Genomic DNA, 25,682 nt, shown 5'->3' with positions numbered 1-25,682 from the left:
TTATTTTAATGCAACGGATTCTTCCTTTCCAAACACAATTGCTACGGGGCCTACTAAACCAGAAGTCATAAGTTCATCTTTTGCAGAAAATGCCTGGTGGCCGGCTTTATATTCAGAGCGATCCGGAACGCGGCGAACGTTGGTTTTGGTTGTCCATTGACTTTCCGGCAGCCCGGCATCGCCAATCAATCGGTTTGCCCAGCAGTTGGTAACTTCAATTTTGATTTGGTTTTGACCTTCGTTTAGCACTCCGGTAAGATCAACCGACCACGGAGCAGTCCAAACGATTCCTATATCTTTTTCATTAATCCATACGTGCGCGATATCGTGGACTTCTCCCAATTGTAAAAGGGCAGGACTTCCTGCCTGCTCCGCAGTTAAAGTAAAAGCATTTGTGTATGCAGCTGTCCCTGAAAAATATTTTATTGCGGCATCGGTATTTTCATTCCAAAGCGTAAGTTTAGAAAATTCAGCTTCAAAAGGTAAAGCTTCGGTTGCCGGATTAAATGTTACATTCCATGCTCCTGATATTTCAGCAGAAAGAGGAACCGTTGCCGTTATATTTTTTGTATTTCCATTAGCTGTTGTAAAGTTGTAATCACCGTTTTTCCAGAATACAAATTGAGAAGACCCTTCTTTTTTCTCCTTCGTTTCCGGATATTCCGGACCTTCAATGGAAACAAAATGATTCTTTTCTGCCTCTTCCCTGAATACGATAAACGCAGAACCATTTTTGGGAAGATCAATTACGATGCTTGTTCTGCCATCGTCTGTTGATTTGTAGCTGGCAGCTTCAGTAACTTCAGTGCTTAGAGGATTCCAAATCTCTGGTTTTTTATCTTTTACACGAAAAGTACACCCGGCTTTTCCTTCACCGGAAACAAAATAAATGTCGAGATTGCCTCCTGCCCGGTGAATATACTCGAACGGCCCTTCAAAGTCAGGAAGGATTTGGTTGCCTTTCAGTATCTCTTCCATGTTTGTTCCGGTATAAACTTTCCCTTTTCCCATTTTACGAACCTGTATTTGCCCGGACGTTGGTATCCAAAGTTTATCGGCGATGTCGCTGATTTCCTTGTCGCTTTCGGGATAGTTGTAGATGCCGGGCGCATTTTGCGGTTTTGTTTCTCCCAGAACAATGGTTGCCCCTTCGTTTATCAGTTCATCAATTTTTTTCAGAACAGGAACAGGAATTTCGGGTTCTTCGAGATCGATAACCAGCATTTTATAACTCATTCCGTCTGGAAGTACAAGTCGGCCATCTTTCACCGATAAGCGGTTAACAAGTACCTCAGAACTTAAAAGATCATAGGTGAAACCTTCCACCGGAGCAAGCGATGAGTTTGGGTTCCATTTTTCGCCCCGTCCCCATCTTACATAGTTTTTATCGCTGACATAACAACATACATCAGCAACAAAATTCCCTTTGCGGAGCATATACTGGCATCTTCCAAGATAATCGAAAATACTGCTGGCTTCGTTCCACCAGGTAATGTTTGTGTTGATGTGTGTGCCGGCAAAATATTCATAACCGGGTTTCCCAACTTCCAATGGCGAAGCTGTGAATGTATGCCAGATAAAAAAGTTTGCCCCATCGATTAAATTAACATCGGCAAAGGGTTTTAAATAGGCCGGGTATTTGGTCCAGTGCCGCCCCATGTGGGTAAAAGCTTCAACTGCAATCAGCGGATGTTCATAAATATGTCCTGCCATTGCGGTATATCGAACATTCGATTTTGTATGTAAATCATCGGTGCCGGAACACCAGAATTCACCCTGAGCCATATCATTTCTGCCCCAGAATGTTAATTGGTCGGCTTCTTTAAACATCGGAGCTTCGCGAGGCCATGGACCGCCATCTTCAGAATGCCATTCCATTCCTTGTGCATGACAAAGTTCTCCAATGGTTTCATAACAATTGTGTTTAAAACAGTCGCTAACAGTTGTTAAATAATCGCGCATAAAACGCTCGTTTACCTTATTGTCTTCCGACGACATTCCGGCCAGGATGGGCATGTATTGTTGGATGTCGTAGCCACGGTATTTTTTAAAATCGTTTTCGAAATTTACACTCCAGTCAGGCTCTCCGCCCTCCCAGCTTACATTGTAAAAATGGGTTAAAGTGACTCCTGCCAGCGGACCCGCATCTTTCAGAATTTCAGAACCCATTAAATGAAAATATTTTGTTACGGCCTCGGTATTTAAAATATCTACACTGCCTTCTTCTCCGATAACATGGAATCCAAAACGTAAGATTTGCCATTCCCCTTCGGGAGCATCCCATTGCAGAGTGCCATTGTCGATTTTTTCAGCAAGATTAATCATTTCGCCTGCAACCGGTGCATCTTCAGATGGTGTAGATACGGTTTTCCAGTTTGTATTTAGATCCCCGCTTTTATTAGAAGGTTTCCCATTTGATTTTATTTTTACGGCCATCAATGCAACATCCTGAAAATATTTTTGGTCGGAAGGAATTTCTATGGGAAGTGATATTTTGCTTGAACCGGAAACGGTTTTTGAAGTCCAGATCAACTGTTTCGGGCCGTCTTCTTTCATGTCCCAGGGACCACGAAGAGAACCGCCTGTATTGGCAATGTTGATGCTCATTTTGAGTCCCAGTCGGTTGGCTTCCTGCATGGTGTATTTAACCATTTCGCGCCATTCTGGACTCATAAATTCATATTTTATGTGGAGCGGAACCGGAATGTGCCCTGTCCTCCCATCGTAAGAATCCCAATAACCTCGGGAATCGAACAGCAAAAATCCTCCAATGCCTTTTTTTTGCATCTCTTCCAAATCATGCGTAATCTGTTCTTCGGTTACATTTCCTTTAAGCCACCAATAATAAACCCAGGGTTTGAATTCCGCAGGAACGGAATGAAAGTCGTTTTGAGAAATGTTTATCGCCTGTGTTCCTTCAGAAGACTTCTTCTCCTTATTTGCGCAGCCATAACAGGTTAATATGGCCAGAATTATTCCGATGAAATAGACTTTTAAATTAGTACTGAAAAGTTTCAGATGACGTACCTTTTGTTTCATGGTTTGTTAGTTTTAGTTGTTCAGATTTATGAATGTATAAATTATTTTATTTTTTGGTATAAGAATTCTTCTTTACTTTAAATGAATATTCGCCAGCCCCCAATTCGTAAGCGCAAAAATGGGTTTCGTTTTGGAGCTGTTTCAGTTCTTTTATAGGCTTTCCGTTTTTGAAAATTAAATCTTGTTTGTCAGCAGGAATGCATATCGTTGCCGTTGTATTTGCCGGAACAGAAACGAACCATTTAAATTCGTTGCCTGTGTTCTGCCAACTGCTGGAAATCGGTCCATGTATGGAGTAGTAGGTTGCTTTAGCGGAATCTAAAATGTTCGTTAACTGGGGGTGGAAGATGATGTGTTTGAATCCGGGATTCTCAGGGTCGGGTTTAATTCCTGCAACTCCATTGTAAAACCACGCGTCAAAACCTCCCTGAAATGGGTGGTTTTTTGAACGCTCGTCACCATTTATTCCCGGTCTGTCTTCAAATTTTAATTCACCCCAATTTTCCCAGAATGTGGTTGCTCCCCGCGAAAATAAATATCCGTAGCTGGGGAAAGTGTCGGAATGTAATATTTTTTTGACTGTTTCTTCAAATCCAAATTGTGCTAAAATTTCATAAATATATCTGCTCCCAAATATGCCGGTGGACACATGATAATTCTCATTTTCGATAATGTCTTTGTTCAAATTATTGGCGACAGCTTGTTTGTCTTCTTGCGGTACTAGATTGAATGCGAGAGCCAAAACATTTTTTTCCTGTCCTACGTATGTTTTTTTCTCTTTATTATAAAATTTGTTGTTAAATGAGTTTTTTATTTGCGTCGCCAGTAAAGCAAATTTCTCAGCTTCACTGTCTTTTTCAATGGCTTTTGACATTTGGGACATCACATCAGCGCAGAAATAGTAGAGCATGGTTGACGTAAATGCGATGGGGGTTTCTTGTGGTGTTATCCGGTTGGGAGAAAACAGGCTGCCAATCCCGTTGTAAATTATATTTTCTTTAGCTGTTTGTTGCAGATGATTTATAAAAAATGTCATTCCGTCGTAATGTTTTGAAATCACTGATTTATCGCCATAATACAGAAACATATTCCAGGTTAACTGGATATAGGCTGCTCCCCAATCAGGATTTTTGCCTCCGCTTCTTCTTCCCGGTACAATATTATCCGGAATTCCGCCTCTGCGTGAAGTCTCAATGTCGTCGAGAAATTTCGACCAAAAGGTAGCTGCATCAAAATTGTACATTGTCATGTCGGAAGTAAGAAAAGCATCGCCGAGCCAGCCGCATCTTTCACGGTGCGGACAATCAGTGGGAATGCTGTGTAGGTTGCTTTTTTCTGTCCATAAGGCAGTTTGGTGCAGACGGTTCAATCGCTCATCGGAACAGATGAATTTCCCCGCCTCTTGCAGCGAAGAGTGCACAACAATTCTCTTAAGATTGTCTTTGGTTGGAGTACCTGGAAATCCGGTCATTTCCACATAGCGAAAGCCATGATAAGTAAAGCGGGGTTCCCAAATTTCTGTTCCGTTTCCTTTGCAGATATAACTATCTGTTTGAACAACTCCGGTTGCATACACACCTGTACTTGCCGGATCCAGCAAGCCGCTTTCATCAAGACTTTCTGCAAAACGCAATTGTATTTTTGTTCCTTTTTTCGCATTGATGCTTAGTTCTGCCCATCCTGCAAAATTTTGTCCCATATCGTAAATGTACACGCCTGCTTTAGGGTTTGTAATATTTACAGGTGCAATGGTGTCCATCTTTTTTATCGGGGGAATGTTTTGACATTCGAGTTTGCCTCCGGGAGTTTTAGCCAGATTGACTTTATTCCAGTCACTATCATTAAATCCTGAAGTGTTCCACCCGGGTTGTTCCAGTCTGGCATCGTACCGTTCTCCAGCGTAAAGATTGTTGGAGGTTACCGGACCGGAAGATGCTTTCCATGTATCGTCGGAAATAATGGTCTTTTCACTGCCATCGTCAAAGGTGAGTTGCATTTGAAACAGCAACCTTGGTTCTCCATACACTGCATCTCCCCAACCATATCTGGCACTGTTTACAATGTTTTGGTTGTACCATCCGTTGCCTAACATTATTCCAAATGCGTTTTTCCCTTGTTTTAATTGTTGTGTGACGTCGTAAACAACATAAAATGTTCTTTGCTCATAATCGGTTTGTCCGGGGTCAAGCACATGGTCGCCAATTTTACGGCCGTTGATACTTAATTCGTAAAATCCAAGCCCGCTAATATATACCCGGGCTTTTTGCAGTTTTTGGGATATGTTTATTTCCTTTCTGAATAAAGGAGCAGCCTCGGTGTTCAACCCAATCCATTGGGCTTTCCATTGTTCCGGTTCCAATAAACCCATTTCCCAGATCGCAGGAGTACTCCATTCTGAGCAGTGATTCTTTTTATCCCAAATGCGTACTTTCCAGTAATATTTTTTTGTTGATTGAAGTGGTTTTCCCTGATAGATAATCTGGCAAGACTGATCTGATTTTACTTTTCCTGTATCCCAAATATCGCCTTTTTCATTAATTAAAAGTTTCGGGCTGCTGGCAACCTGAATTTGGTAAGCTGTCTGTTTTTGATTTTTCTTTGTTGATTTAATTATCCAACTTAATTTTGGATTTCGGTTGTCAATTCCCAGAGGATTTTCAAAGTAATCGCAGCGCAAGCCAGTAACTGTTATACTACTGTCATATTTCTTTACTGCGCACGACAGACTAAGAATTGCGATTATAAAAAGCAAAAAAATCCTCTTCATTTTGTGGTATATGGCTCGAAGCAGAATTTTTATGCTTCGAGCCTTTTTGATTTTAATTAATAACCATCGTTTTGTTCCAATTCCGGACTAATCTCTAGTTCATCATCTGGTATTGGCATTAAAAGTTCATAGTCATCCAAAGAGTAACTACTTCCTGTACTTTCGAAATAGGCATTTAAGACTGCTTTTGCACGGTCAGTTCTTAGCAAATCAAACCAGCGGTGTCCTTCATGGAAAAATTCGACACGGCGTTCTTTTTCCATAGCCAAAAAGAATTCCTCTTTTGAGAGCCCGGAAAGATCTTCTAAACCTGCTCGTTCCCTGACTTCATTGAGGTAAGGCAGTGCGTCAGAGGTTTGATTACTTTCATTCAACGCTTCGGCATACATCAGCAAGACGTCGGCATAGCGCAAAGCTGTATAATTAACGCCACCGTCACCTGATGTTCCGGTTGAGAAATCGACAAATTTTAATCCGCAAAGCGTGTATTCGTAGGTTCCATCCGTTAAAAGCACAGAATCAATCACAGAAGCAGTTTTTCTTTCGTCTCCTTCTTCATAGGAGTCGAATAAGTCCTGAGTGGGACACATGTATCCATTTCCATTCATATTATTTGGAAATATGGCCATGTTGAATAATCCAGGGGTGTAGCTTGAAGAAAAAGAATTTCCCTCTCCAAGATCGCCTGAAAGGTATCCTATTTCAAAGATGGATTCATCAGATTCTTCATTTGTTCCGTCAAAAAGGCTTCCATAGTCGTCAACCAAACTGTAGGCATTCATATCAATAACTTCTTTTAAAATTCCGGCAGCATTTTCATATTCATTTAATGTGAGGTAAACTTTTCCGAGTAAGGTTTTTGCTGCTCCTTTAGACGCCCTTCCTCTTGAGAGCTCAATCCCGTCCAGCAAGGTCGCTGCATTGGTCAAATCGTCTTTTATTACCGTATAAATTGCACTAACGGGCTGACGTGACATGTCGAAAGATGAAATCTCGTCGGGGCTTCTAAACGCAACATTAACGACAGGCACATCACCATAAAGGCGTACCAGGTAGAAATAGCAATATGCCCTTAAAAACAATGCTTCCCCTTGAAACTGGTTCTGTTTGGACTCACTCATCTCAATATCGTCAATTCTTGACAATATATTGTTTGAATAGGCTATTGCCGTAAAACAACTTGTCCAGATACTATTAATAGTACTATTTGCCGATGTTACTTCGGCTTCATCAAATTCAGCAACAACCGAACCCCATGTATAAGAGTTAATTTCGGTATTATCGGTTAACAGTTCTGCCGGATACATAATTGTTAAATTATGCAGCCCCTGTAACAAATTATATATTCCTATAACCGCTGTTTCATAATCGCCTTCCGACTGATAATAGTTGATTTCGTTGATTTGATATTCTGGTGATAAGGAGAGAAAATCTTTGCAAGAAGTCAAACTCACCAGAATGATTGATATTATATAAACTATTTTTTTCATTTTTATAAATTCTAATTTAGAATGAAAGTTTAATGCCCAATGTGTATGTTCTCGCCAATGGGAACGTACCGTAGTCGAGTCCCGAGCTGGTGATGTTATTCCCGGAACTGCTCGCATCTGGATCGTAACCCGGATAGTCAGTAAATGTGTAAACATTTGCAACATCAGCATATACGGTCAGGTTGCTTATGGATATTCTGTTTAATAATTCACTTGGGAATGTGTAGGATAGATTAATATTTTTTATCCTGACATAAGAAGCATCGTGAAGATAGTAGGAAGAGGTGCTTAAAGAATATGCATAATTACTGCGAATTGCCCTTGGTGTCCTTCCATCTCCCGGGTCGCTTTCCGATCTCCAACGGTGTATACTTGCCAATTGGTTTTGTACACCAGCACTGTTCATCATGGCGTTATTCATTAAATAAGTATCGGCACCATTTGAGCCATTTAAAGCGATACTCAATGAGAAGTTGCGATACAAAAATTTGTTGTTAAATCCCCATGTGAAGTCAGGCCACGGGTTCCCAACAATTTTCTGGTCGGCAGAAGTAATGTTTCCATCGCCGTTGAAGTCCTCAAATTTTAAATCACCGGGTTGTACATTGGCATGCTGAAGCGCACTGTTTGCAATTTCCTCTTCGCTTTGAAAAACTCCAATTGCATTAAGCATAAAAAAACTGGAAATGGGTGAACCAACCTCGGTTACCTGGTATGAGTTATTACTGATTCTCGCTCCTTCAGTTGCCAGTTTTAGTACTTTATTTTTATTGGCACTAAAGGTAAAGTTACTTGTCCAGTTGAAATTTTTGCTTTTTACAGGTATGGTTTCAAGTGCCAGTTCAATTCCTTTATTCTCAATGTCACCAACATTTTGAGTAGAGCTTGAATAACCGGATGCTGCGGGTAATTCAACGGCCAATAACAGGTCTGTTTTTTTGTTTTTATACACGTCAGCAATAAGTGATATTCTGTCATCAAAGAGTCCCAAATCCAATCCGAGGTCGATTTGGCGTGATTTTTCCCAGGTCAGGTCGTCGTTGGACAGGGAGCTGGGACGTAAGCCAGAGATTTTGCTGTCTCCGTCAACATAATCTGACGAGCTAAGTAAGCCGATAGTTGCATAGTTCCCGATTTGATTGTTTCCTGAAACACCATAACTAAACCTGAGTTTTAGGTTGCTTAAGTTCTCGACAGATTTCATAAAAGATTCCTCTGAAACGTTATATCCTGCTGAAAATGAAGGGAAAGTACCCCATTTGTTGTTTGATCCAAATCTGGAACTTCCATCTCTTCGAACAGTTGCGGTGAGCAGGTATTTGCCCGCGTAGGAATAATTTATCCTGGAAATCATGGATAACATCGCCCATTCTGCTTTTATTTGTGTGCCGGAGTTTACTGTCCCTGCCGAAATGTAGGTCACATAATCTGTTGGAAAATCAGTTGCACCGGCAGAGAGACGGTTGTAGGTGCTTTTTTGAGCAGTGAATCCCACTAACGCATCAAATGAGTGTTTTTCTTTAAAAACACGCTTATAATTTATGGTATTTTCATTTAACCATTCGATGTTGTCGGTTTTTGTAACGCCGGCGGATGAAGGATAATTGAGTGTTGTATACAAAGGAATAGCAGATGAACGCCAGAGTTTAATCGTACCTGCGTTGTAGTTGATGCCGACGGTACTTTTGAACGTTAGACCATCTAGAATTTTGTATTCAAGATAATTGTTGATCATAGCGTTGGCTTTTGTACGTTCATCAGAATAATTATCTTTATTTAAAACAGTTAAGGGGTTTACCAGCCATCCCAGACCATAGGAAACGTCGTCTGCACTGAAATATGGGCTACCGTCTTCTGCATACACCGGAATTGTAGGTGAAGCCGCCAGAGCCATCATAATAACACCGCTTTGCCCATAGTGTCCCTCGGTATTTGGGAAAGTTCCGTATCCGTACGACCCGGATATGGTTGAACCTATTTTCAGATTTTTAAGAACCTGAGCGTCTAAATTTGTGCGGATATTAAAACGTTTGTAATCAGAGGTAAGAACAATTCCTTCCTGGTGAAAATAACCGCCTGAAACAAGATATTTGAGCTTTTCAGTTCCTCCACTGGAAGAAAGCTGATAGTTCTGTACCGGAGCAACGCGGAAAATCACATCCTGCCAATCGGTATTTGTTGCTATTGAAGAAGGAGTGCGAAATTCTTCCGGAACTTTATAGGACTGAGGTCTTGCACTGTTTGGATCGTTAGCATCCCCTCCGGCATAAACCCATGCATTATCCCTGCCTTCGGCAACGAATTCTGCATATTCCTGAGAATTCATCATGTCCAGTTTGTGTGCTACCTCCTGGATACCGTATGAAACATCAACATTAAACTGTGATTTGCCCATACTTCCTCTTTTTGTCGTAATGATAACAACGCCGTTGGCTCCTCTGGAACCATAAATTGCCGTCGCAGAGGCATCTTTCAGGATCTCGATAGATTCTATATCAGAAGGATTTATCGATGTTAACGGATTAATTCGGTCAGTAGTACTCCCTGCCATATTGGAGGCGGAATAATTTGAACCGCCAAAACCAAGCAAGTTAGAACTACCTTCGCCGATGTTTACGGGAAATCCGTCGATAACATATAAAGGTTGATTTCCACCGGTGATGGAACTTACACCACGAACAAGGATGTTTACATTTCCTCCGGGAGCACCGGTCGTTTGTGTAATCTGGACACCGGCAACTTTTCCCTGGAGCATCTGGTCAAAAGTCGATGTGGAAGGCAGAATCATCTCATCTCCCTTCACTCTTGATATTGAGCCGGTAAGGTCTTTCTTTCGTTGTGTTCCGTAACCAACAACGATAACTTCATCCAAGCTTTTTACGTCTTCATCAAGTGTCACGTTTATTGAGGTTTGCGAATTTATTTCCACCTCTTTAGTTTGATAACCGATAAAGCTAAAAACCAGTACAGCGTTGGGATTCGCAATTTCGACGGAGTAATTTCCGTCGGCGTCAGTAATAACTCCGCTATTGGTACCTTTTACCAGCACATTTACACCGGGAAGTGTTATCCCGTCAGCACTTTTTACCTGTCCGGCAACCACAATAGGCTGCTGCGGTGCCTTTGCGGAAAAATTGGCGTTGGCAGCAAAAGAAATACAAAACACCAAAGAAAGGAGAAAAATTCCTCTCAAAAGGCTGTAATCCTTTTTTTTGTTCAAATAGTTTAGATAGATTTTCATAAAATTTTACATTTTTAATTGGTTGAATCAGAAGTAATTATTACAGAGTCTATGTTTAAGTAGTCAGCTATTTTTGCAATGGTATTTGCATGATGTCCGATGCCGAGCGAGAAATGGTGGGTGGGGCCTTCTTTTATCCAACGAGTGAGAAATGTTTTAATGTCAGGTTTAAAAAATCCTCTTGTATTTGTATTTCCGGTAGGAGGGATCGGCCCGGCGACCGATTCTCCTTCAGCAATCACAAATTTGAATTTCCCATCGTATGTTGAATTGATTGAAAGCATGGTAATCGGGCCTTCTTTTATTTTAAACTCCACACCTGCTCCGTTTCCGGGCTTACCGTGGTATTTTTTTAAACTTCTTAGCACCGGTTTTCCTTCAGCGATGGCAATGTTGTGTGGCCCGTCGTGGCCTACAAGGACAAATCCCTCGTTAAAATCAACGGGGTGGAATTCGGCGAAACTACCGCCAATTCCAAGTCTGTCCATAATCAGAAGACCAATGAGTGTTTTTAAATCCGATTCTCCGCACATTGGAAAACCTCTTGAGGTTAACAGAGAATTTCCAACAATTAAATTGCTAAGCACAGTTCTTATCTGGCTGTTTTCCGGGCCATCGTAATAGTAAGCAAGTCCATCGAGCTTTTTTTCTTCTACAAAACGGGTCAGCGCAACGCTAACTTTTGCGGCAATGCGTAAATCTTCGTCCTGAAGTTTCATTGAAATGGGATCGGAAACCGGATCCGGGGTGTCAAAAAAGTTGAGTATCAAATCTTCTCGCTCTTTTATTTCCTTTTCGGTAACCTTTTCATAACAGGAAAAAAGTTCGTTCGCTTCACACTCAACCACATGACTTCCAAAAGCAGAAGTTAACATTGTTGCATCGGTATGCATGTCGAGCATAGCGTTTATAGGATGACCCAGGTGGCCCAGTTGCGCATTTTTTAAATCGTGAAGGACGCGCGCAATCCGACAGTATTCATTGAATTGGATCTCAACTTCCGGATCGTCATATAATGTTCCTATTATCATGTCCGGAACCTTTTTCCCCATTCTTACAGCCACTCCCGCAAATTCAGGCAAGGCGCAAATGTCGTCATTCATCAGCTGCATGTATGTTGAGGCTTTTGTATAATCCAGCGCTTTTCTGGGTTGTAATGCGACAAGGACAATCGGAACCGAAACTGTTTTTATGATGATGCCAAACGTGCCGGAAGTCGCATATGTCAGCATATTACAGAAAATCAAATCGAGGTTTGCAGCCTCTATTTTTTTTACAGTTTCGTAAGCTTTTTGCGGATTATCAACCATCCCAAAATCAACAACTGTTGCTTCCTGAATTTCAACTTTATTAATTATTTCCGCGTGCTTTTGCATTAATTCTTCGAAGAGACCGGGAAACTGCTCCCAGTATTTGTCATATCCGACACCAAATACCCCGATTTTTGGAGTGTTTCTTTCTGCATTAAGCAGCATGTTATTTGATTCTTTTTTTTTCATAATAACGCTCGTTGTGTTTGTTCTTTACGCACTAAGTTTGTTTGTATAAATTTTTTTATGATATATTTTGTGTTGATCTATTCAAATGCTTTTAAGAGTTTAATTTTTGGTATTAATATGATAAATGCAATAAATGCGACGGAATACATCGAACCCGCATAAATCCAGACCGGATCATAGGAGAACCGGGAGATTATTAGTCCGATGACAGGATTGAGAATCAGAGATGATAGTGCACCTGCAGAACCCGAGAATCCGATTATTGTTGATGTTATTGTTTTTCCGAAGATGTCGCTGATTGATGTGATATAATTGGTAATCCAGAGCCCGTGGGCAAAAAATGCAATCGAAATAATAAGAATCACCCATTCGGCATTTGGTGCTATTTTTACGAGCAGAGCAGGTGCAGTAAGTAAGGCTGCAAAACCCATTATCATTTTTCTTGCGGAGTTGAGGTTGCCGGTTTTTTTGTACATTTTATCTGATATCCAGCCGCCAAGCATATTTGAAATTCCAAGCGCAAGGAATGGAATCCAGAAGAGTTTTCCAATCAGGTTAATGTCGATTTCCCGTGCCTCATTCAGATATTTTGGAATCCAGAACATATAGAAATAAAATATGGGATCAAGTAAAAAACGAATTAGTATAAAAACCCAAACTTCCTTTATTTTAAGTACCCCGATGAGGTTGACACGATTTTGTTTTGAACCGGTATTGAGTCCTTTTTGACCTGTTTGCTTTAGTGTTTCTGCTTTTTGTTTTGGGCACAGCAGCCATGCGATTACCCATAAAATGCCAAAAGCCCCGGTAATCAGAAACACACCACGCCATCCGGTAACACCTATTAGATAGACACATAGGGGAGGTGCTACTACAGCTCCAAGTGCTGAGCCACCGATGGCTATCCCGTTTGCCAGTGCTTGTTTGTGTTTAGGAATCCATTCTACAACTGCTTTTATTGCACCGGGGAAGGCCCCTCCTTCGCCTACTCCAAGGATAAATCTGAATAGCCCGAATTGGAAGGAGTTGTTGGCTAAACTGTGCAGAAGTGTTGCGAATGACCATATTCCAACAGAAAATGCCAATCCCAGCCGGCTGCCATAACGATCGATTAATATGCCTCCAACGGTAAACATAATGGCATAGCTGATTAAAAAGCCGGTGTTTATAAAACCATATTCGATATCTGTTATATGAAAATCTTCTTTGATTTTTATGATGGAGATTGAAAGCACCTGGCGGTCGAGAAAACTTAAAGCAGTGGCAAGAAATGTCATTCCAACGATAAGCCAGGGTATCCAAGTTAGGTTTCTTTTCATTTTAGTTAACGCACTAAGTTTAGATGTGTGCAAATATAAGTAAGAAATATTAATTTGCAAGTATGTGTTGATATTTTCTTTACTTTCATCTACTTTTAGGACATGAATTCGACACATCCAAAATATATTGAAATTTGCCTGGATATTATCAAAAGTATTGAATCTGGAGATTTACAACCCGGAGATAAAATACCTTCCGAAAATGAACTTATAAAAAAGTATAATATAAGTAATACTACTGCAAGAAAGAGCCTTCAGGAGATTGAACTACGGGGATGGGCTACAAGAATTAAAGGGAAAGGTACTTTTGTTTTAAACCGTACAGTAGATAAACATGTTACCCGAACTTTAGGTTCGATTTATACAACGCGTGCCGGTTTTGAAGAAAACTTGCGGAAAGAAGGGTTTGTACCCAAAAGTGTGATTGTCGAAAAAACGGTTCTCGAGGCAGGTATTTCAACAGAAATCGGAGGGCATCATTATATCATAGAAGGACCGGTAGTTAAAATTCACCGTCTTCGGTATGCCGATGATGTTTTAATGAAAGATGAAACACGGTACATTTCATTAAAGCTTTGTCCAAGGATTAATATAATTGAAACAAAGAAGCCATATTTTACAATATATGAAGAAGTGTACAGCCTTAAAATCACCGACATGAAACAGACATTAAGTACGGTAATTTTAGGTCCAAAATCTTCAGATAACTATTTTGATACCAATTCACCTTTGCCCGTTTTTATTTTGGACGGTGCTATTTTTTGTTCGAGCGGCAAGGTAGTGGAGATAGAAAAGTCATATTATCGGGGAGATCGATACAAATTTTCCATCATTGCAAAACCTGAAGTTTATTGATTTTTTGCCGTGAAAGGACAAAAAGAGAGGCTGTTTTGTAAAACAACCTCTTTTGTGAATTATTTGATTTCCTGTTCTATCCATCCTGAGCGATTTGGTGGTTTTGGTGCTTTTACCTTTTTCACCGGATTTTCTTTCAGTTCTTTTAGCAATACTTCCACAGCTTTTTCAATTCCCGGGTCAATCCCTTTTGCAAGTTGCTCCGGACGATCAACGACTTCAATGTCGGGATAAACACCAATTCCCTCGATTACCCATTCGCTATTTTCGTCGTAAACCCCAAAACGGGGAACAGAGAAACTGCCGCCGTCAACAAAGCGCGCATTGCCGGAAATTCCAACCAATCCGCCCCAGGTGCGTGTTCCGATAAGTTTTCCCAGTCCTTTCTTTTTAAAATAGTAGGGGAAAGCATCGCCACCGGAAGATGAATAACCGTTTATCAGCATCACTTTTGGTCCGTCGTGTGCGATCGCCGGAGTCGACATAGGGCTCAAACCGTTTACATTCCAGTAACTAAGTGTTTTCCTGTCGAGCAAATCAGCCATCACATCGGGGATAAAACCACCGCCGTTGTAGCGGTCGTCAATAATCAGTGCTTCCTTGTTATGGTAAGTATACATTCCTTTAAACAGTTCGCGGTTTCCATCAGTAGAAGTGTTGGGAACATAAATGTACCCGATTTTTCCACCGGACAGTTTATCAACCAAAGCCCGGCGCTCCTGCACCCAGTTGTAATGTAATAAAGCCAATTCGCTCTCAATTGGTTCAATCATCGATGTACGGCTATTCTCTGCTTTGGCTTCTGAATTTACAACAATCTCAATGTGTTTTCCTGCCGTGTTTTCCAAAAATTTGTATGGATTATCGTTTGTAGTAACATTGTGGCCGTTTATACTGATAAGATAATCGCCTTCTTTCACGTCTACACCCTGTTCAGTTAATGGAGAGCGAAGAGAAGAATTCCAGTTTTGACCGTCATAAATTTTTGAAATTTTGAAACGACCGGCTTTTTCATCTGCAACTAATTTTGCACCCAGCAAACCACTTTCCACACGTTCAGGTTTTTTGAAATCGCCCCAGTTTACATACGAGTGCCCCGTGTTCGATTCAGAAACCATTTCACTAAAAATATAATCCAGATCCATACGATGCCCAACAAAAGGAAGCAATTGAGCGTAGTTTTCTTTTACTTTTTCCCAGTCAACACCATGCAGATTATCTACATAAAAATAGTCGCGGTAAATGCGCCAGCCGTCGTTATAAATTTGCTGCCATTCTTTTACCGGGTCAATTTTCATTTCCATGTTATCGAGCTCCAATTTTCCGGTTCCGGCTTTTTGTCCCGGTTTTACAGTTGTGATTCCAAAATCTCTGCCTGAACGATACAGGAATGATTTTCCATCATCGGCCAATAAAAATTGCATTGTTTTTTCCAGTATGTCTTCTTCCTTTTTATCTGCAATGCTGAATTTTTTTAGACTTCCGTTGTTGATATAAAGTATTCCATCATCAACAGCAGTGAGGTTCCTGTAGTTGCCATTTCCGAGTGGCAATGCAACTATACGATTGTTTAATCCGTCTACGTCAATTTCAATTGTAACTTCCTTTTTATCTTCGTTTCCATTTTTGTTTTCTTCTGTTTTTTCCTCCTTTTTTACAGGTTCCTCATCATTTTTAAATTTGAAAAGTTCTTCGCCATCTTCTTTCAGAGTCATGGCATAAATACGTGTTGGGTTGTTGTACACATAATCAAACTCAAAACCAGAAAAATCGAGATTAAAATCCCGATCGGAAAGGAAGTAAATGTATTTCCCATCGCGTGAAAATACCGGCGAGTAGTCGTTGAAAGAATCGTCAGTTAACTGAATATTTTTTTTCTCCTGAATATTGTAAACCCAAACTGCTGTTAATTCGTTTGGCGATTGTTTTTCATAAATCACCCATTTTGAATCGGGAGAAAAATCATAAGTGCGAATTTCATTGAATGTGGCATGGTCAACAATGGTTTCTTTTTCACTTTCCACGTCAATAAGTTTCAGATTAAGTGTGCGGTCGGAATACAGCAGATATTTGCTGTCGGGCGACCATTCGCTGTCGTATTTCCACGCCGAAGAGTTTTTGGTAAGCTGCTTTGGTTTTGCCCCTTCTTTATTTTCGAGAAGATAGATTTCATATTCCCCGGTAGCGTCAGAATAATAAGCAATGTATTTTCCATCGGGCGACCAGCTTGGATAAATTTCCCGAATCCCCTGCGTTTGCGTTAAGTTTTCTGTTACGCCGTTTTCAGCAGGAACAGAAAAAATATCACCCCGCGCACCAAACAACGCACGTTTTGCTGTTGGAGAAACCGTAAAACTGTGAATATCTTCTGCTACATTTTTAAAATAAGGAAGCAGATTCGGATTATCGAAATTAATATTTACCGTTACTTTTTCGGTGGCACCTGTTTCAAGGTTTGTTTTGTAGAGAAATCCTCCATTTTCGAAAACCATCTGCCCGTTTTCTCCCGAAGGCCACATCACATCAAAGTCTTTAAATGTAGTAACCTGTTCGACTTTTTTCGAATTGGTATCGTAACTGTATATATTTAATTTTAAATCGCGGTCGGATGCAAAGAATATTTTGTCGTTGTACCAAACGGGCCACTGGTCAGAGCCTTTAAAATCAGTAATTTGTTCTGAAACATCTTTTTCCAGGTCGTAAATCCAAAGTTCAGTTGCACGTCCGCCTTTGTATCTTTTCCATGTTCTGAATTCGCGGTCGACAGGGGTAAAACAAACTTTTTTTCCATCGGGTGAAAGCGCAGCAAAACCACCATTTACAATTTGCAGCGGTTTTTCTAGTCCGCCTTCAATGTTTACCAAATAGTATTTTCCATTACGTTCGCCAAACTCTGTGCGATTGGCACGAATCATTATGTTTTTGCTGTCGGGTGTCCAATCCAGTACAACATTATCAAATCCACCGCGGGGTGGCATCAATCCTACCGAGTTGTAATAAGTGAGTTGTTTGGGAATTCCTCCATCGGAGGGAATAACAAACACCTGGCGCGAACCCGAATATTCGGCAGAATAAGCAATCCATTCTCCGTCGGGAGAAATTTTCGGGAACAGTTCCATCCCTTCGTGCGATGTCAGATGTTTGGCATTTCCACCGCCGGCATCTACTGTCCAGACGTCGCCGGCATATACAAATGCTATTAAATTGTTGTTGATGTCAGGGTATCTCATCAGCCGCGAATCGTTTGCTGCTGTAGTTCCAAGCGCAATTCCAATAAAAAGAAATAACGCCAAAAATTGTTTTGTAAAATGTCGCATGTTCATTTATTTTTTTAAGAACCTAATTGTAGAAATTATTTTTTATTTATACAAGAACGATAATCATAATCATTCAGCGGCTTTTGAGTTGATTTTTGAACTCAAAAATTGTTTGGATAAAAAGATAACAAAGACACAGGGGAGAGGTTTACAAATACAAAAGTTTGCCTATTTGTTTCATAATTTCTGCTGCCTCGCCCTGAAGAAATACATCTGTAATTTCGCGTGTGAAATGTGTTTCTTTTATGTTTATTTCAATGATTTTTGCACCATGTTTTTTTGCCGTTACGGGAATGTCGGCAGCAGGAAGTACTTCTGCGTTTGTACCGATAATTAGAAAGACATCGGCTTTTTCAGCTTCTTCGAACGAACGTTTTTTTGCAAATGGAGGAATGGGCTCGTTAAAAAAAACCATGTCGGGTTTTAAAATGCCTTTACAAATGTAGCAGGTAGGAGGGAGGTAGTTTAAGTCAGCAAAACTCATATCATATTCAGAACTACATTCCGTACAAACAAGTTGTTTGTATGTTCCGTGAAGTTCATAAACATATTTGCTGCCGGCTTTTTGATGGAGATGATCGATGTTCTGGGTAATTACCGATTCAAGGAAACTTCGTTTTTCCATTTTAGCCAAAACCTCGTGGGCAATATTGGGTTCAGCATCGCCTAAACTATCGTAAAAGATTTCCTTGATTTTTTTCCACGACTGGAGGGGTTTTTTGTTGAAAAATTCAATTTCCAGAAAGATAGGACTGGTTTTATTCCATAATCCGTTTTTGCCGCGAAAAGGAGGAATACCGCTTGCTACTGAAATGCCGGCACCCGTAAAGGCAACGGTGTATTTTGCTTTTCTGATAAGTTTTACGGCTGATTCAAGTTTAGCAGTATCCATTCATTTAAACATTAACAACCCGGCAGAGGATAAACCGTCTGCCGGGAGTTATTTTTTTGTACTATTTTTACAGGTTTTCAGTAATTTCCTTATTTACCGAAACTGTAGTGTCTTCATTAAACCTGATTTTGAAGTTTAATTTTCGGAAAACTGAAATCATAGGCTTGTTGTCTTTTGTTGTTTCAGCCATTAATTTTTTGATTCCACGCACGTTGGCGATTTCCATACAGTAATTGGTTAAGGTGTAACCAAGCTCTTTTTTCTGCCATTTGTCGGTAATTAAAATGGCATATTCCATTGTTTCCAAATCCGGATCGGCAATTAAACGGCCAACACCGATAAGCTCTTTTGAGCCATCTTCCTTTTCATGTTCTGCAACTATGGCTATTTCACGATCATAATCAATAAAACAGAACTGAGATGCAACTTCGTGTGAATCGAAGTAGAAATCATATCTGAAACGGTGATAAATGGCTTCTTTTGAACAGCTTGCCAGGAGTTCAAGCCACATGGGTTCGTCTTCCGGTTTTATCGGACGAAGAGTAATCTCTGTACCGTCTTTCAAGGTGCAGTTTTTTATCAGACTTTCCGGGTATGGACGAAGTACAAGATGCGAGTATTCCTTTGCCGGCTGTTTCATGATTTCTTCATCAACCACAATTCGGGCATCCAGTGCTATCACATCCTCTTCTGTTACAATCAACGGATTAATGTCCAATTCTTCAATCTCCGGATAATCGGCAGCCAGATATGACATTCTGATTAATACTTCGATGAGTTTATCGATATTTTTTGGTGCATCACCACGCCAGCCGGAAAGAAGCGGATATATTTTTAATGATTCCAGCATTTGTCTTGCCAGTTGTTCGTTTAACGGAGGGAACTCCAGGCGTTTATCTTTAAATAATTCGGCGGTTGTTCCACCCATTCCCACAAGCATCACGGTTCCGAAAATGGGGTCTTTTTTTGTTCCGACAATAAGTTCAATTCCGCCTTTTGTATTTACCATTTTTTGAACGGTAACTCCATCTATTCGGGCATCAGGACGTTTTTCAGCGGCAGTTTTTACCATATTTCTGAAAGTTGCCCTTACCATGTCTTCATTTTCGATATTCAAAGCGACACCACCAACATCCGATTTATGGGTAATGTCAGGAGAATAGATTTTTAACACAACGGGATACCCTTTTTTCTCTGCAATGGCAACAGCTTCATCTTCCGTGGCAGCAGGCGTAGGGTGAGTCGTGTCGATGCCGTAATCGTTAACCAGCATTTTCGAATCGTCCTCGTTCAATATCTTTGCTTTTGGGAAAACGTTTTCAAGATATTTTTTACGCAACTCGTTTCTGTCGTATTGGAAGGATACAGGAACTTCTTTAGGAGTTTCGTACAACATTTTAAGATTTTGCGAATAGTCGGAAAGAGTCATAAAAGCTTTTATCGCTTGCTCCGGTGTTCCGTAGCTGGCAATTCCGGCATTGTTAAAGATTTGTGTGCCTTCCCGCATACTTGCTCCACCTAACCAGGCCGCCATTATCGTTTTGGTTGTATTGCCCGCCATCTTAGCAATTGCATCTGCAGTAGCAGTTGGGTCTGTCATCGCCTGAGGAGTGAGGAGTACCAAGACTGCATCCACATTCTCGTCTTCCAAAACAATTTCAGTTGACTTGGCAAAACGTTCTGGTGTTGCATCTCCAAGTACATCAATCGGGTTTCCGTGCGACCAAAACGGCGGAAGATAGTCGTTAAGTTTTTGCATGGTTTCGTCGGAGAGCTTAACCAGTTTCCCTCCCAGTGAAATTAAGGAGTCGGTTGCCATAACTCCCGGACCACCGGCATTGGTTACAATAGCGAGACGGTTGCCTTTTGGGATTCGGCGCCGCCCAACCAGGTCGGTAAAATCAAAAATGTTTCCAAAATCGAATACACGAGCCAATCCCGCTCGGTGGAATACGGCATCGTAAATGGAATCTTCGGAAGCCATGGCACCGGTATGCGAAGCCGCTGCCGCTGCTGATTCAGGAAAGCGTCCTGATTTATAAACGATAATAGGTTTTTCACGAGAGAATGCGCGCGCTGCAGACATAAAAGTTCTGGCATTCTGAATCGACTCAACATATAAAACTATGGATTTCGTATTGGGATCCTGGCCAAAATAGTCAATTAAATCTCCAAAACTAACATCCATTGAGTTGCCGATGGATACAAAATTTGAAAAGCCAACATTTGATTCATAGGCCCAGTCAAGAACAGAAGTACATAAAGCTCCGGATTGTGAGATAAATGCTACATGTCCTTTTTTAGGCATCCCGTCAGCAAAACTAACATTCATATTTAAGCCGGGAACCAAAATACCAAGACAGTTTGGCCCAATTACCCTCATATCGGGAAATTTTGCTTTTTCAGCTTTTACCTGTGCTTCAAGTACTTTCCCTTCTTCCCCTGATTCCTTGAATCCTGCTGACATTATAATTAGTCCGTGAATCCCAACTTCTCCACATTCGCGCACCAATTGGGGGACAAACTTTGCAGCAGTCATAATAACTGCCAAATCCGGAACTTTTGGTAAACTTTTTACATCGGGATAACAAGGTATGCCAAATACGGCCTCACGTTTTGGATTAACCGGATAAACAACCCCGTTAAAACCTCCTCCTACTAAATTTCTAAGTGTTATTCCTCCCACACTGTCGGGATTACTGGAAACCCCAATAAGAGCAATTCTTTTGGGTCTAAAGATACTATCAAGTTTTTTGATGGCCATTTGTATATATTTTTGGTTTTCTAAATTTTGTATTCAGAACTTTATTGGTCTTAAAGTTGAATAAAAGTGGTTATAAAATTCATGAAAAAAAATCAGGTTAGAAAATTTTGAGGGGAGGATTTAAAATTGGGGAGGAAAGATTAAAGTTTATTTAAAATCAGCGAATTAGCTCAAATTCCCCCAAGCAAATATCATCTTTACATGTTTAATAACAATCCTGTTGTAACCTGTTTAAAAACACATGGCGTGTTTAAAAATGGAAAAGCGCCCTTTGCTGGACGCTTTATTTTTTCAACAGAAAATTTTGAAGTTTTTTATTTATACACTTTTAACAGCAACGTTGGATTGTATAACATCCCGGGGTTTCTGCACTGTTTCGGGTAATTTCTGTTTTGCCGGTTTTAAAAAGAGGATTAAAAGAGTTCCAATCAACACCGCTATTCCGGATATCGTAAATGCAAGACTAAAATTGTTCAGATCGCCCATTTTTCCGCCAAGAATAGGTCCGAAAATTCCGCCAACTCCATATGCCAGGAAAACAAACGGATAGTTTTGCCCCACATTTTTTGCTCCAAATGTATCTGCTGTGATGGTTGGAAACAGGGCAAAGTTTCCTCCAAAATTGAAACCAATTAATGTAGCTCCCAGGTACAGCAATATTTCATTTCCTGCCATAAAGGTGAATAAGATTACCGTTATTCCCTGGATGCCGGTCATTAAAATAATGGATAGTTTTCTGCCAATTTTGTCACTGATGATTCCCCATAAAATTCGCCCCAAACCATTAGCTAAGCTAAAGAAAACAGCCATAGCGGTTCCGGCAATGGCACTGGCCGCCGTTTCACTGATTCCCGATTCCATTAAAGCTTGCATAGGATAAAGTTTCATCAGTCCGATTGACATTAATCCTGCGCCAGCACTAAACACAAAAGTTAAAAAAATGAGATAAAACTGAATTTTAGAAAGCATCTCTTCGCTTGAGAAATCTTCAACTGTTGCAGCTTTTGCATTTTTAGAAGTTGTTGTTTTATCTGTTTCGAAATCTTTGGGTTTCCATCCTGCGGGAGGAAATTTCATCCATACTCCGCCAATGATTACCATTGCGGCAAATGCAATTCCGTAAATAATAAAGGTAGCGGAAAGCCCCATGTTTTCGATGAGGTGTCCCCACGAACCGGCAAGTTTTACCCAAAGCATGGCTCCAAATCCGAATCCTGCCACAGCGAGTCCGGTAATCATGCCTTTTTTATCGGGAAACCAACGCATTCCAACGGCAATAGGTACGACATAGGCAAAACCAATTCCCATACCTCCAATAATCCCGATTAAAATGAGCAGTGCAATAAAGTTATCGCCACCGAAAATCCCGGCCAGTAAGTATCCGATGCCGAGTATTATTCCTCCCATCCAGGAGAGCTTTTGAGGGCCCCAGCTTGTTAATTTTTTGCCTGCGAAAACCATAAATAAAGCGAATGAAGCAAGTCCGGCTGAAAAAACCCATTGTGTGTTTTCACTCGACCAGCCAGCGTTTTTTAGCGACGGTGTAAAAACCGACCATGCATAAATTGCTCCTAATGCCAGTTGTATAAGGATTGCACCCAGGATAACAAAGCCCCGGTTAACTACTTTTTGATTATTCATAAGTTCGATTTTTTGATTAAAAGAGAAAAAAAGAAAGCTTGACAGCTTTTTATATTGAATAGAGTCGGATATAAAAAGCCACTAACAAAGAATAAGAACAAAAAAGACACCTTTAATTTAAAGATGTCTTTTTGTTTGGTTTAGATCTATCGTTTTACCTCTACTTTAGCTCCGTCAATAATTTCATCAACTACTCCCGGATCGAGTAAGGTTGAAGTATCGCCCAGATTGGTTGCGTCTCCTTCACCAATTTTACGTAAAATACGACGCATAATTTTTCCCGACCTTGTTTTCGGAAGACCACTAACGATCTGAATCTTGTCAGGTTTTGCAATCGGACCAATAAATTTGGTGACAGTAGCCCGGATTTCGGCTTCAATATTTGCTAAATCTGTGTCTGACAAGTCTTCGCAAATTACATAAGCATAAATTCCGGATCCTTTGATTTCGTGTGGGTACCCTACTACAGCTGATTCAACTACTTTGGGATGTTGGTTGATGGCATCTTCCACCTCAGCAGTTCCAATCCGGTGACCGGAAACATTGATTACATCATCGATTCTGCCAATAATTCTGTAATATCCTTCTTCGTCACGTTTTGCACCATCGCCCGTGAGGTACAAACCCGGGAAGGCAGAGAAATAGGTTTGGAAACATCTTTGATGATCGCCGTAGGTTGTTCGCAACATACCCGGCCACGGGTGTTTTATACATAAAATACCTTCAACACCATTTCCTTTTAACTCGTTTCCTTCCGGATCCACCAGAATAGGCTGGATTCCCGGAAGTGGAAGAGTGGCAAGAGAAGGTTTGGTTGGTGTAATTCCAGCCAGAGGAGAAATCATAATTCCCCCGGTTTCTGTTTGCCACCAGGTGTCAACAATCGGGCATTTACCTTTTCCAACTAAATCGTGATACCAGCGCCAGGCTTCTTCGTTAATAGGTTCACCGACCGTGCCCAGTACTTTTAAGGAGCTTAAATCGTGACCGTTAACCCATTCATCTCCTTGTGCTACAAGCGCCCGGATAGCTGTAGGTGCAGTGTAAAACTGATTCACTTTATATTTGTCAACAATATCCCAGAAACGTCCTGCATCGGGCCAGGTGGGAACACCTTCAAACATAATAGAAGTGGCCCCGGTTAACAACGGGCCGTAAACGATATAGGAGTGACCGGTAACCCAGCCAATATCAGCAGTACACCAATATACATCGCCATCACTGTATTGAAATACATTTTTAAAGGTGTACTCGGTATAAACCATGTAGCCTCCTGTGGTATGTACAACTCCTTTGGGTTTTCCGGTTGACCCGGATGTATAAAGTATAAAAAGAATATCTTCGGCATCCATAACTTCGGCGACATTTTCGCTTGACAGACCGTCGACTAAATCGTGCCACCAGATGTCTTTTTCGTTGTTAAAGTTAATATCTTCTCCGGTTCGTTTTAATACGATGGTATACTCAACCGAAGGGCAGGTTTGAAGCGCGTCGTCAACAATGGCTTTTAACGGAATCGATTTTGTTCCCCTAAATCCACCATCAGAAGTGATAACTACTTTTGCTTCAGCGTCAACAACCCTGTCGGCAAGAGCTGTCGCAGAAAAGCCTGCAAAAACGATAGAGTGAATAGCTCCGATTCTGGCACAAGCCAGCATCGCAACCGCCAGTTCCGGAACCATCGGAAGATAAATGGCGACACGATCGCCTTTTTGAACGCCAAGTTTTTTGAGACCGTTGGCAAATTGTTTTACTTTTTCAAATAACTCTCCATAAGTGAGTTTGATTTCGGGTTCTTTAGGGTCGTTGGGTTCCCAGATTATGGCCACCTGGTCTTTGCGCATAAACATGTTGCGCTCAAAAATATTTTCGGTAATATTTAGTTTACCGTTTACAAACCAGTTGACATTTGGTGCATCTTTACCTTCGAACCGCCAGTCTAAAGCCTGGTCCCATTTTTTTCTCCAGAAATGAGTTTCGGCAATGTCTCCCCAAAAACCATCCGGATCGGCAACACTTTGTTGATATTTCTTAAAATATTCCGCTAAACTAGTTATTTTATTTACCATAACTGTAGTTTTAAAAAGTTAATGATTTAATTATTAAAAAGAATAAGTCTATAGCTGTACTGTCTATATCAAATTGTAATAACAAACTTTAACGAATTCCGTTCGATCGTCTTTTGCTCGTTGAAAATTTTTCGAAGTAATTATTCGTTATTTTGGTTGTTTTACAGCTTTCAGAGTTTAGCGAAATAAGATAATATGGTAAAACAGAATTGTACAAATTGGGATGTATTAGAATTACCAAATGTTAGTGAAAAAAACTGACTTCGAAAGTAATACAAAAAAATCTTTTCGGGAATCAATTCAACATATTGTATAACACCTAAATATGTATTTTAAAAGCATGTTTTTTTATAAAGGAGTTTTGGCTTTTTTTTCGTAAATTAAAATGCCCTTCATCGCCTTGTTTTTTTAGGAAATATTTCTGAGGTTTTGTTTGCGGCCGTCTTTGTCGAGATTTACAAAAGTGATATGTGTTGAAAAAATTAATTCTAAATCAGTATTGCAATTGTTTTGACAAAATACTTTCACCAAGTATTGAACCGATGTATTCCCTTCATATGATTTTTCGATATTGAATTTTAATATTGAACCTTCATTAACCCCTTTTTTGAAGGTTACTTTATCGAGGGCAACAGTTACAAAGCTGCTTCCCGGGTACTCTAATGTTGCAGCAATCCAGGCATATTCGTCAATCCATTTTAACAAATTACCACCATACAGGTATCCGTTTTGATTAAGATCGCCGGGCAAAACCAGTTTATAATTTTCCATAAAAACCTTTTGTAACTA

Annotated in this window: 13 protein-coding genes; 1 reads left to right on the top strand and 12 read right to left on the bottom strand. The window is 40.5% G+C overall.

What is annotated here, in order from left to right; genetic code table 11:
* The 6 genes from GM418_RS02755 to GM418_RS02730 all read right to left on the bottom strand — a co-directional run bounded on the left by GM418_RS02755 (position 1) and on the right by GM418_RS02730 (position 13,355).
* The gene (locus tag GM418_RS02755) at positions 1–3,039 is read right to left on the bottom strand and encodes a glycosyl hydrolase (RefSeq protein WP_158862914.1); all 3,039 of its coding nucleotides are present in this window, start codon (positions 3,037–3,039) and stop codon (positions 1–3) included.
* Between the two features lie 46 nt (positions 3,040–3,085).
* On the bottom strand, positions 3,086–5,806 hold the full coding sequence (locus tag GM418_RS02750) for a family 78 glycoside hydrolase catalytic domain (RefSeq protein ID WP_158862912.1): 2,721 nt from the start codon (positions 5,804–5,806) through the stop codon (positions 3,086–3,088).
* Positions 5,807–5,862: 56 nt separating this feature from the next.
* Entirely contained in the window at positions 5,863–7,296 is a 1,434-nt protein-coding gene (locus tag GM418_RS02745) for a RagB/SusD family nutrient uptake outer membrane protein (RefSeq protein ID WP_158862910.1), read from the bottom strand.
* A gap of 16 nt (positions 7,297–7,312) precedes the next feature.
* Positions 7,313–10,537 (bottom strand): SusC/RagA family TonB-linked outer membrane protein, encoded by a 3,225-nt coding sequence (locus tag GM418_RS02740; protein ID WP_158862908.1) that lies wholly within the window; start codon positions 10,535–10,537, stop codon positions 7,313–7,315.
* 14 nt (positions 10,538–10,551) lie between these two features.
* Positions 10,552–12,036, bottom strand: a complete 1,485-nt coding sequence (locus GM418_RS02735) for an L-fucose/L-arabinose isomerase family protein (protein WP_158862906.1) — start codon at positions 12,034–12,036, stop codon at positions 10,552–10,554.
* A 77-nt stretch (positions 12,037–12,113) separates the two neighbouring features.
* Positions 12,114–13,355, bottom strand: a complete 1,242-nt coding sequence (locus GM418_RS02730; protein ID WP_158862903.1) for an MFS transporter — start codon at positions 13,353–13,355, stop codon at positions 12,114–12,116.
* 102 nt (positions 13,356–13,457) lie between these two features.
* Between GM418_RS02730 and GM418_RS02725 the strand changes: the two genes are divergently transcribed.
* Positions 13,458–14,210: a GntR family transcriptional regulator gene (locus GM418_RS02725; protein ID WP_158862901.1), complete on the top strand. Its 753-nt coding sequence runs from the start codon at positions 13,458–13,460 to the stop codon at positions 14,208–14,210.
* A gap of 59 nt (positions 14,211–14,269) precedes the next feature.
* Here the strand turns inward: GM418_RS02725 and GM418_RS02720 are convergent, their stop codons facing one another.
* From GM418_RS02720 to GM418_RS02695, 6 genes are all read right to left on the bottom strand, one after another.
* Entirely contained in the window at positions 14,270–17,527 is a 3,258-nt protein-coding gene (locus tag GM418_RS02720) for a S41 family peptidase (protein WP_158862899.1), read from the bottom strand.
* A gap of 148 nt (positions 17,528–17,675) precedes the next feature.
* Positions 17,676–18,419, bottom strand: coding sequence for an SIR2 family NAD-dependent protein deacylase (locus GM418_RS02715; RefSeq protein WP_158862897.1), 744 nt, complete (start codon positions 18,417–18,419; stop codon positions 17,676–17,678).
* 67 nt (positions 18,420–18,486) lie between these two features.
* Positions 18,487–21,183: a bifunctional acetate--CoA ligase family protein/GNAT family N-acetyltransferase gene (locus tag GM418_RS02710; RefSeq protein WP_158862895.1), complete on the bottom strand. Its 2,697-nt coding sequence runs from the start codon at positions 21,181–21,183 to the stop codon at positions 18,487–18,489.
* A gap of 318 nt (positions 21,184–21,501) precedes the next feature.
* Positions 21,502–22,824 (bottom strand): L-lactate MFS transporter, encoded by a 1,323-nt coding sequence (locus GM418_RS02705; protein WP_158862893.1) that lies wholly within the window; start codon positions 22,822–22,824, stop codon positions 21,502–21,504.
* Positions 22,825–22,970: 146 nt separating this feature from the next.
* Positions 22,971–24,893 carry an acetate--CoA ligase gene (acs, locus tag GM418_RS02700; protein WP_158862891.1) on the bottom strand — a complete coding sequence of 641 codons (1,923 nt, stop codon included), beginning with the start codon at positions 24,891–24,893 and terminating at the stop codon, positions 22,971–22,973.
* A 408-nt stretch (positions 24,894–25,301) separates the two neighbouring features.
* Positions 25,302–25,664 (bottom strand): acyl-CoA thioesterase, encoded by a 363-nt coding sequence (locus GM418_RS02695; protein WP_158862889.1) that lies wholly within the window; start codon positions 25,662–25,664, stop codon positions 25,302–25,304.
* Positions 25,665–25,682 lie beyond the last annotated feature (18 nt).

It is taken from the genome of Maribellus comscasis (assembly GCF_009762775.1).
GTDB classification, from domain to species: Bacteria; Bacteroidota; Bacteroidia; order Bacteroidales; family Prolixibacteraceae; genus Draconibacterium; species Draconibacterium comscasis.
This window is presented reverse-complemented; position numbering and strand designations above follow the sequence as displayed.

Excerpts from the sequence above, each read along its gene's own strand:
- GM418_RS02710 (WP_158862895.1), bottom strand. The coding sequence starts at position 21,183 with ATGGCCATCAAAAAACTTGATAGTATCTTTAGACCCAAAAGAATTGCT.
- GM418_RS02740 (WP_158862908.1), bottom strand. The coding sequence starts at position 10,537 with ATGAAAATCTATCTAAACTATTTGAACAAAAAAAAGGATTACAGCCTT.
- GM418_RS02715 (WP_158862897.1), bottom strand. The coding sequence starts at position 18,419 with ATGGATACTGCTAAACTTGAATCAGCCGTAAAACTTATCAGAAAAGCA.
- GM418_RS02720 (WP_158862899.1), bottom strand. The coding sequence starts at position 17,527 with ATGCGACATTTTACAAAACAATTTTTGGCGTTATTTCTTTTTATTGGA.
- acs (WP_158862891.1), bottom strand. The coding sequence starts at position 24,893 with ATGGTAAATAAAATAACTAGTTTAGCGGAATATTTTAAGAAATATCAA.
- GM418_RS02725 (WP_158862901.1), top strand. The coding sequence starts at position 13,458 with ATGAATTCGACACATCCAAAATATATTGAAATTTGCCTGGATATTATC.
- GM418_RS02705 (WP_158862893.1), bottom strand. The coding sequence starts at position 22,824 with ATGAATAATCAAAAAGTAGTTAACCGGGGCTTTGTTATCCTGGGTGCA.
- GM418_RS02730 (WP_158862903.1), bottom strand. The coding sequence starts at position 13,355 with ATGAAAAGAAACCTAACTTGGATACCCTGGCTTATCGTTGGAATGACA.
- GM418_RS02735 (WP_158862906.1), bottom strand. The coding sequence starts at position 12,036 with ATGAAAAAAAAAGAATCAAATAACATGCTGCTTAATGCAGAAAGAAAC.
- GM418_RS02750 (WP_158862912.1), bottom strand. The coding sequence starts at position 5,806 with ATGAAGAGGATTTTTTTGCTTTTTATAATCGCAATTCTTAGTCTGTCG.
- GM418_RS02745 (WP_158862910.1), bottom strand. The coding sequence starts at position 7,296 with ATGAAAAAAATAGTTTATATAATATCAATCATTCTGGTGAGTTTGACT.
- GM418_RS02755 (WP_158862914.1), bottom strand. The coding sequence starts at position 3,039 with ATGAAACAAAAGGTACGTCATCTGAAACTTTTCAGTACTAATTTAAAA.
- GM418_RS02695 (WP_158862889.1), bottom strand. The coding sequence starts at position 25,664 with ATGGAAAATTATAAACTGGTTTTGCCCGGCGATCTTAATCAAAACGGA.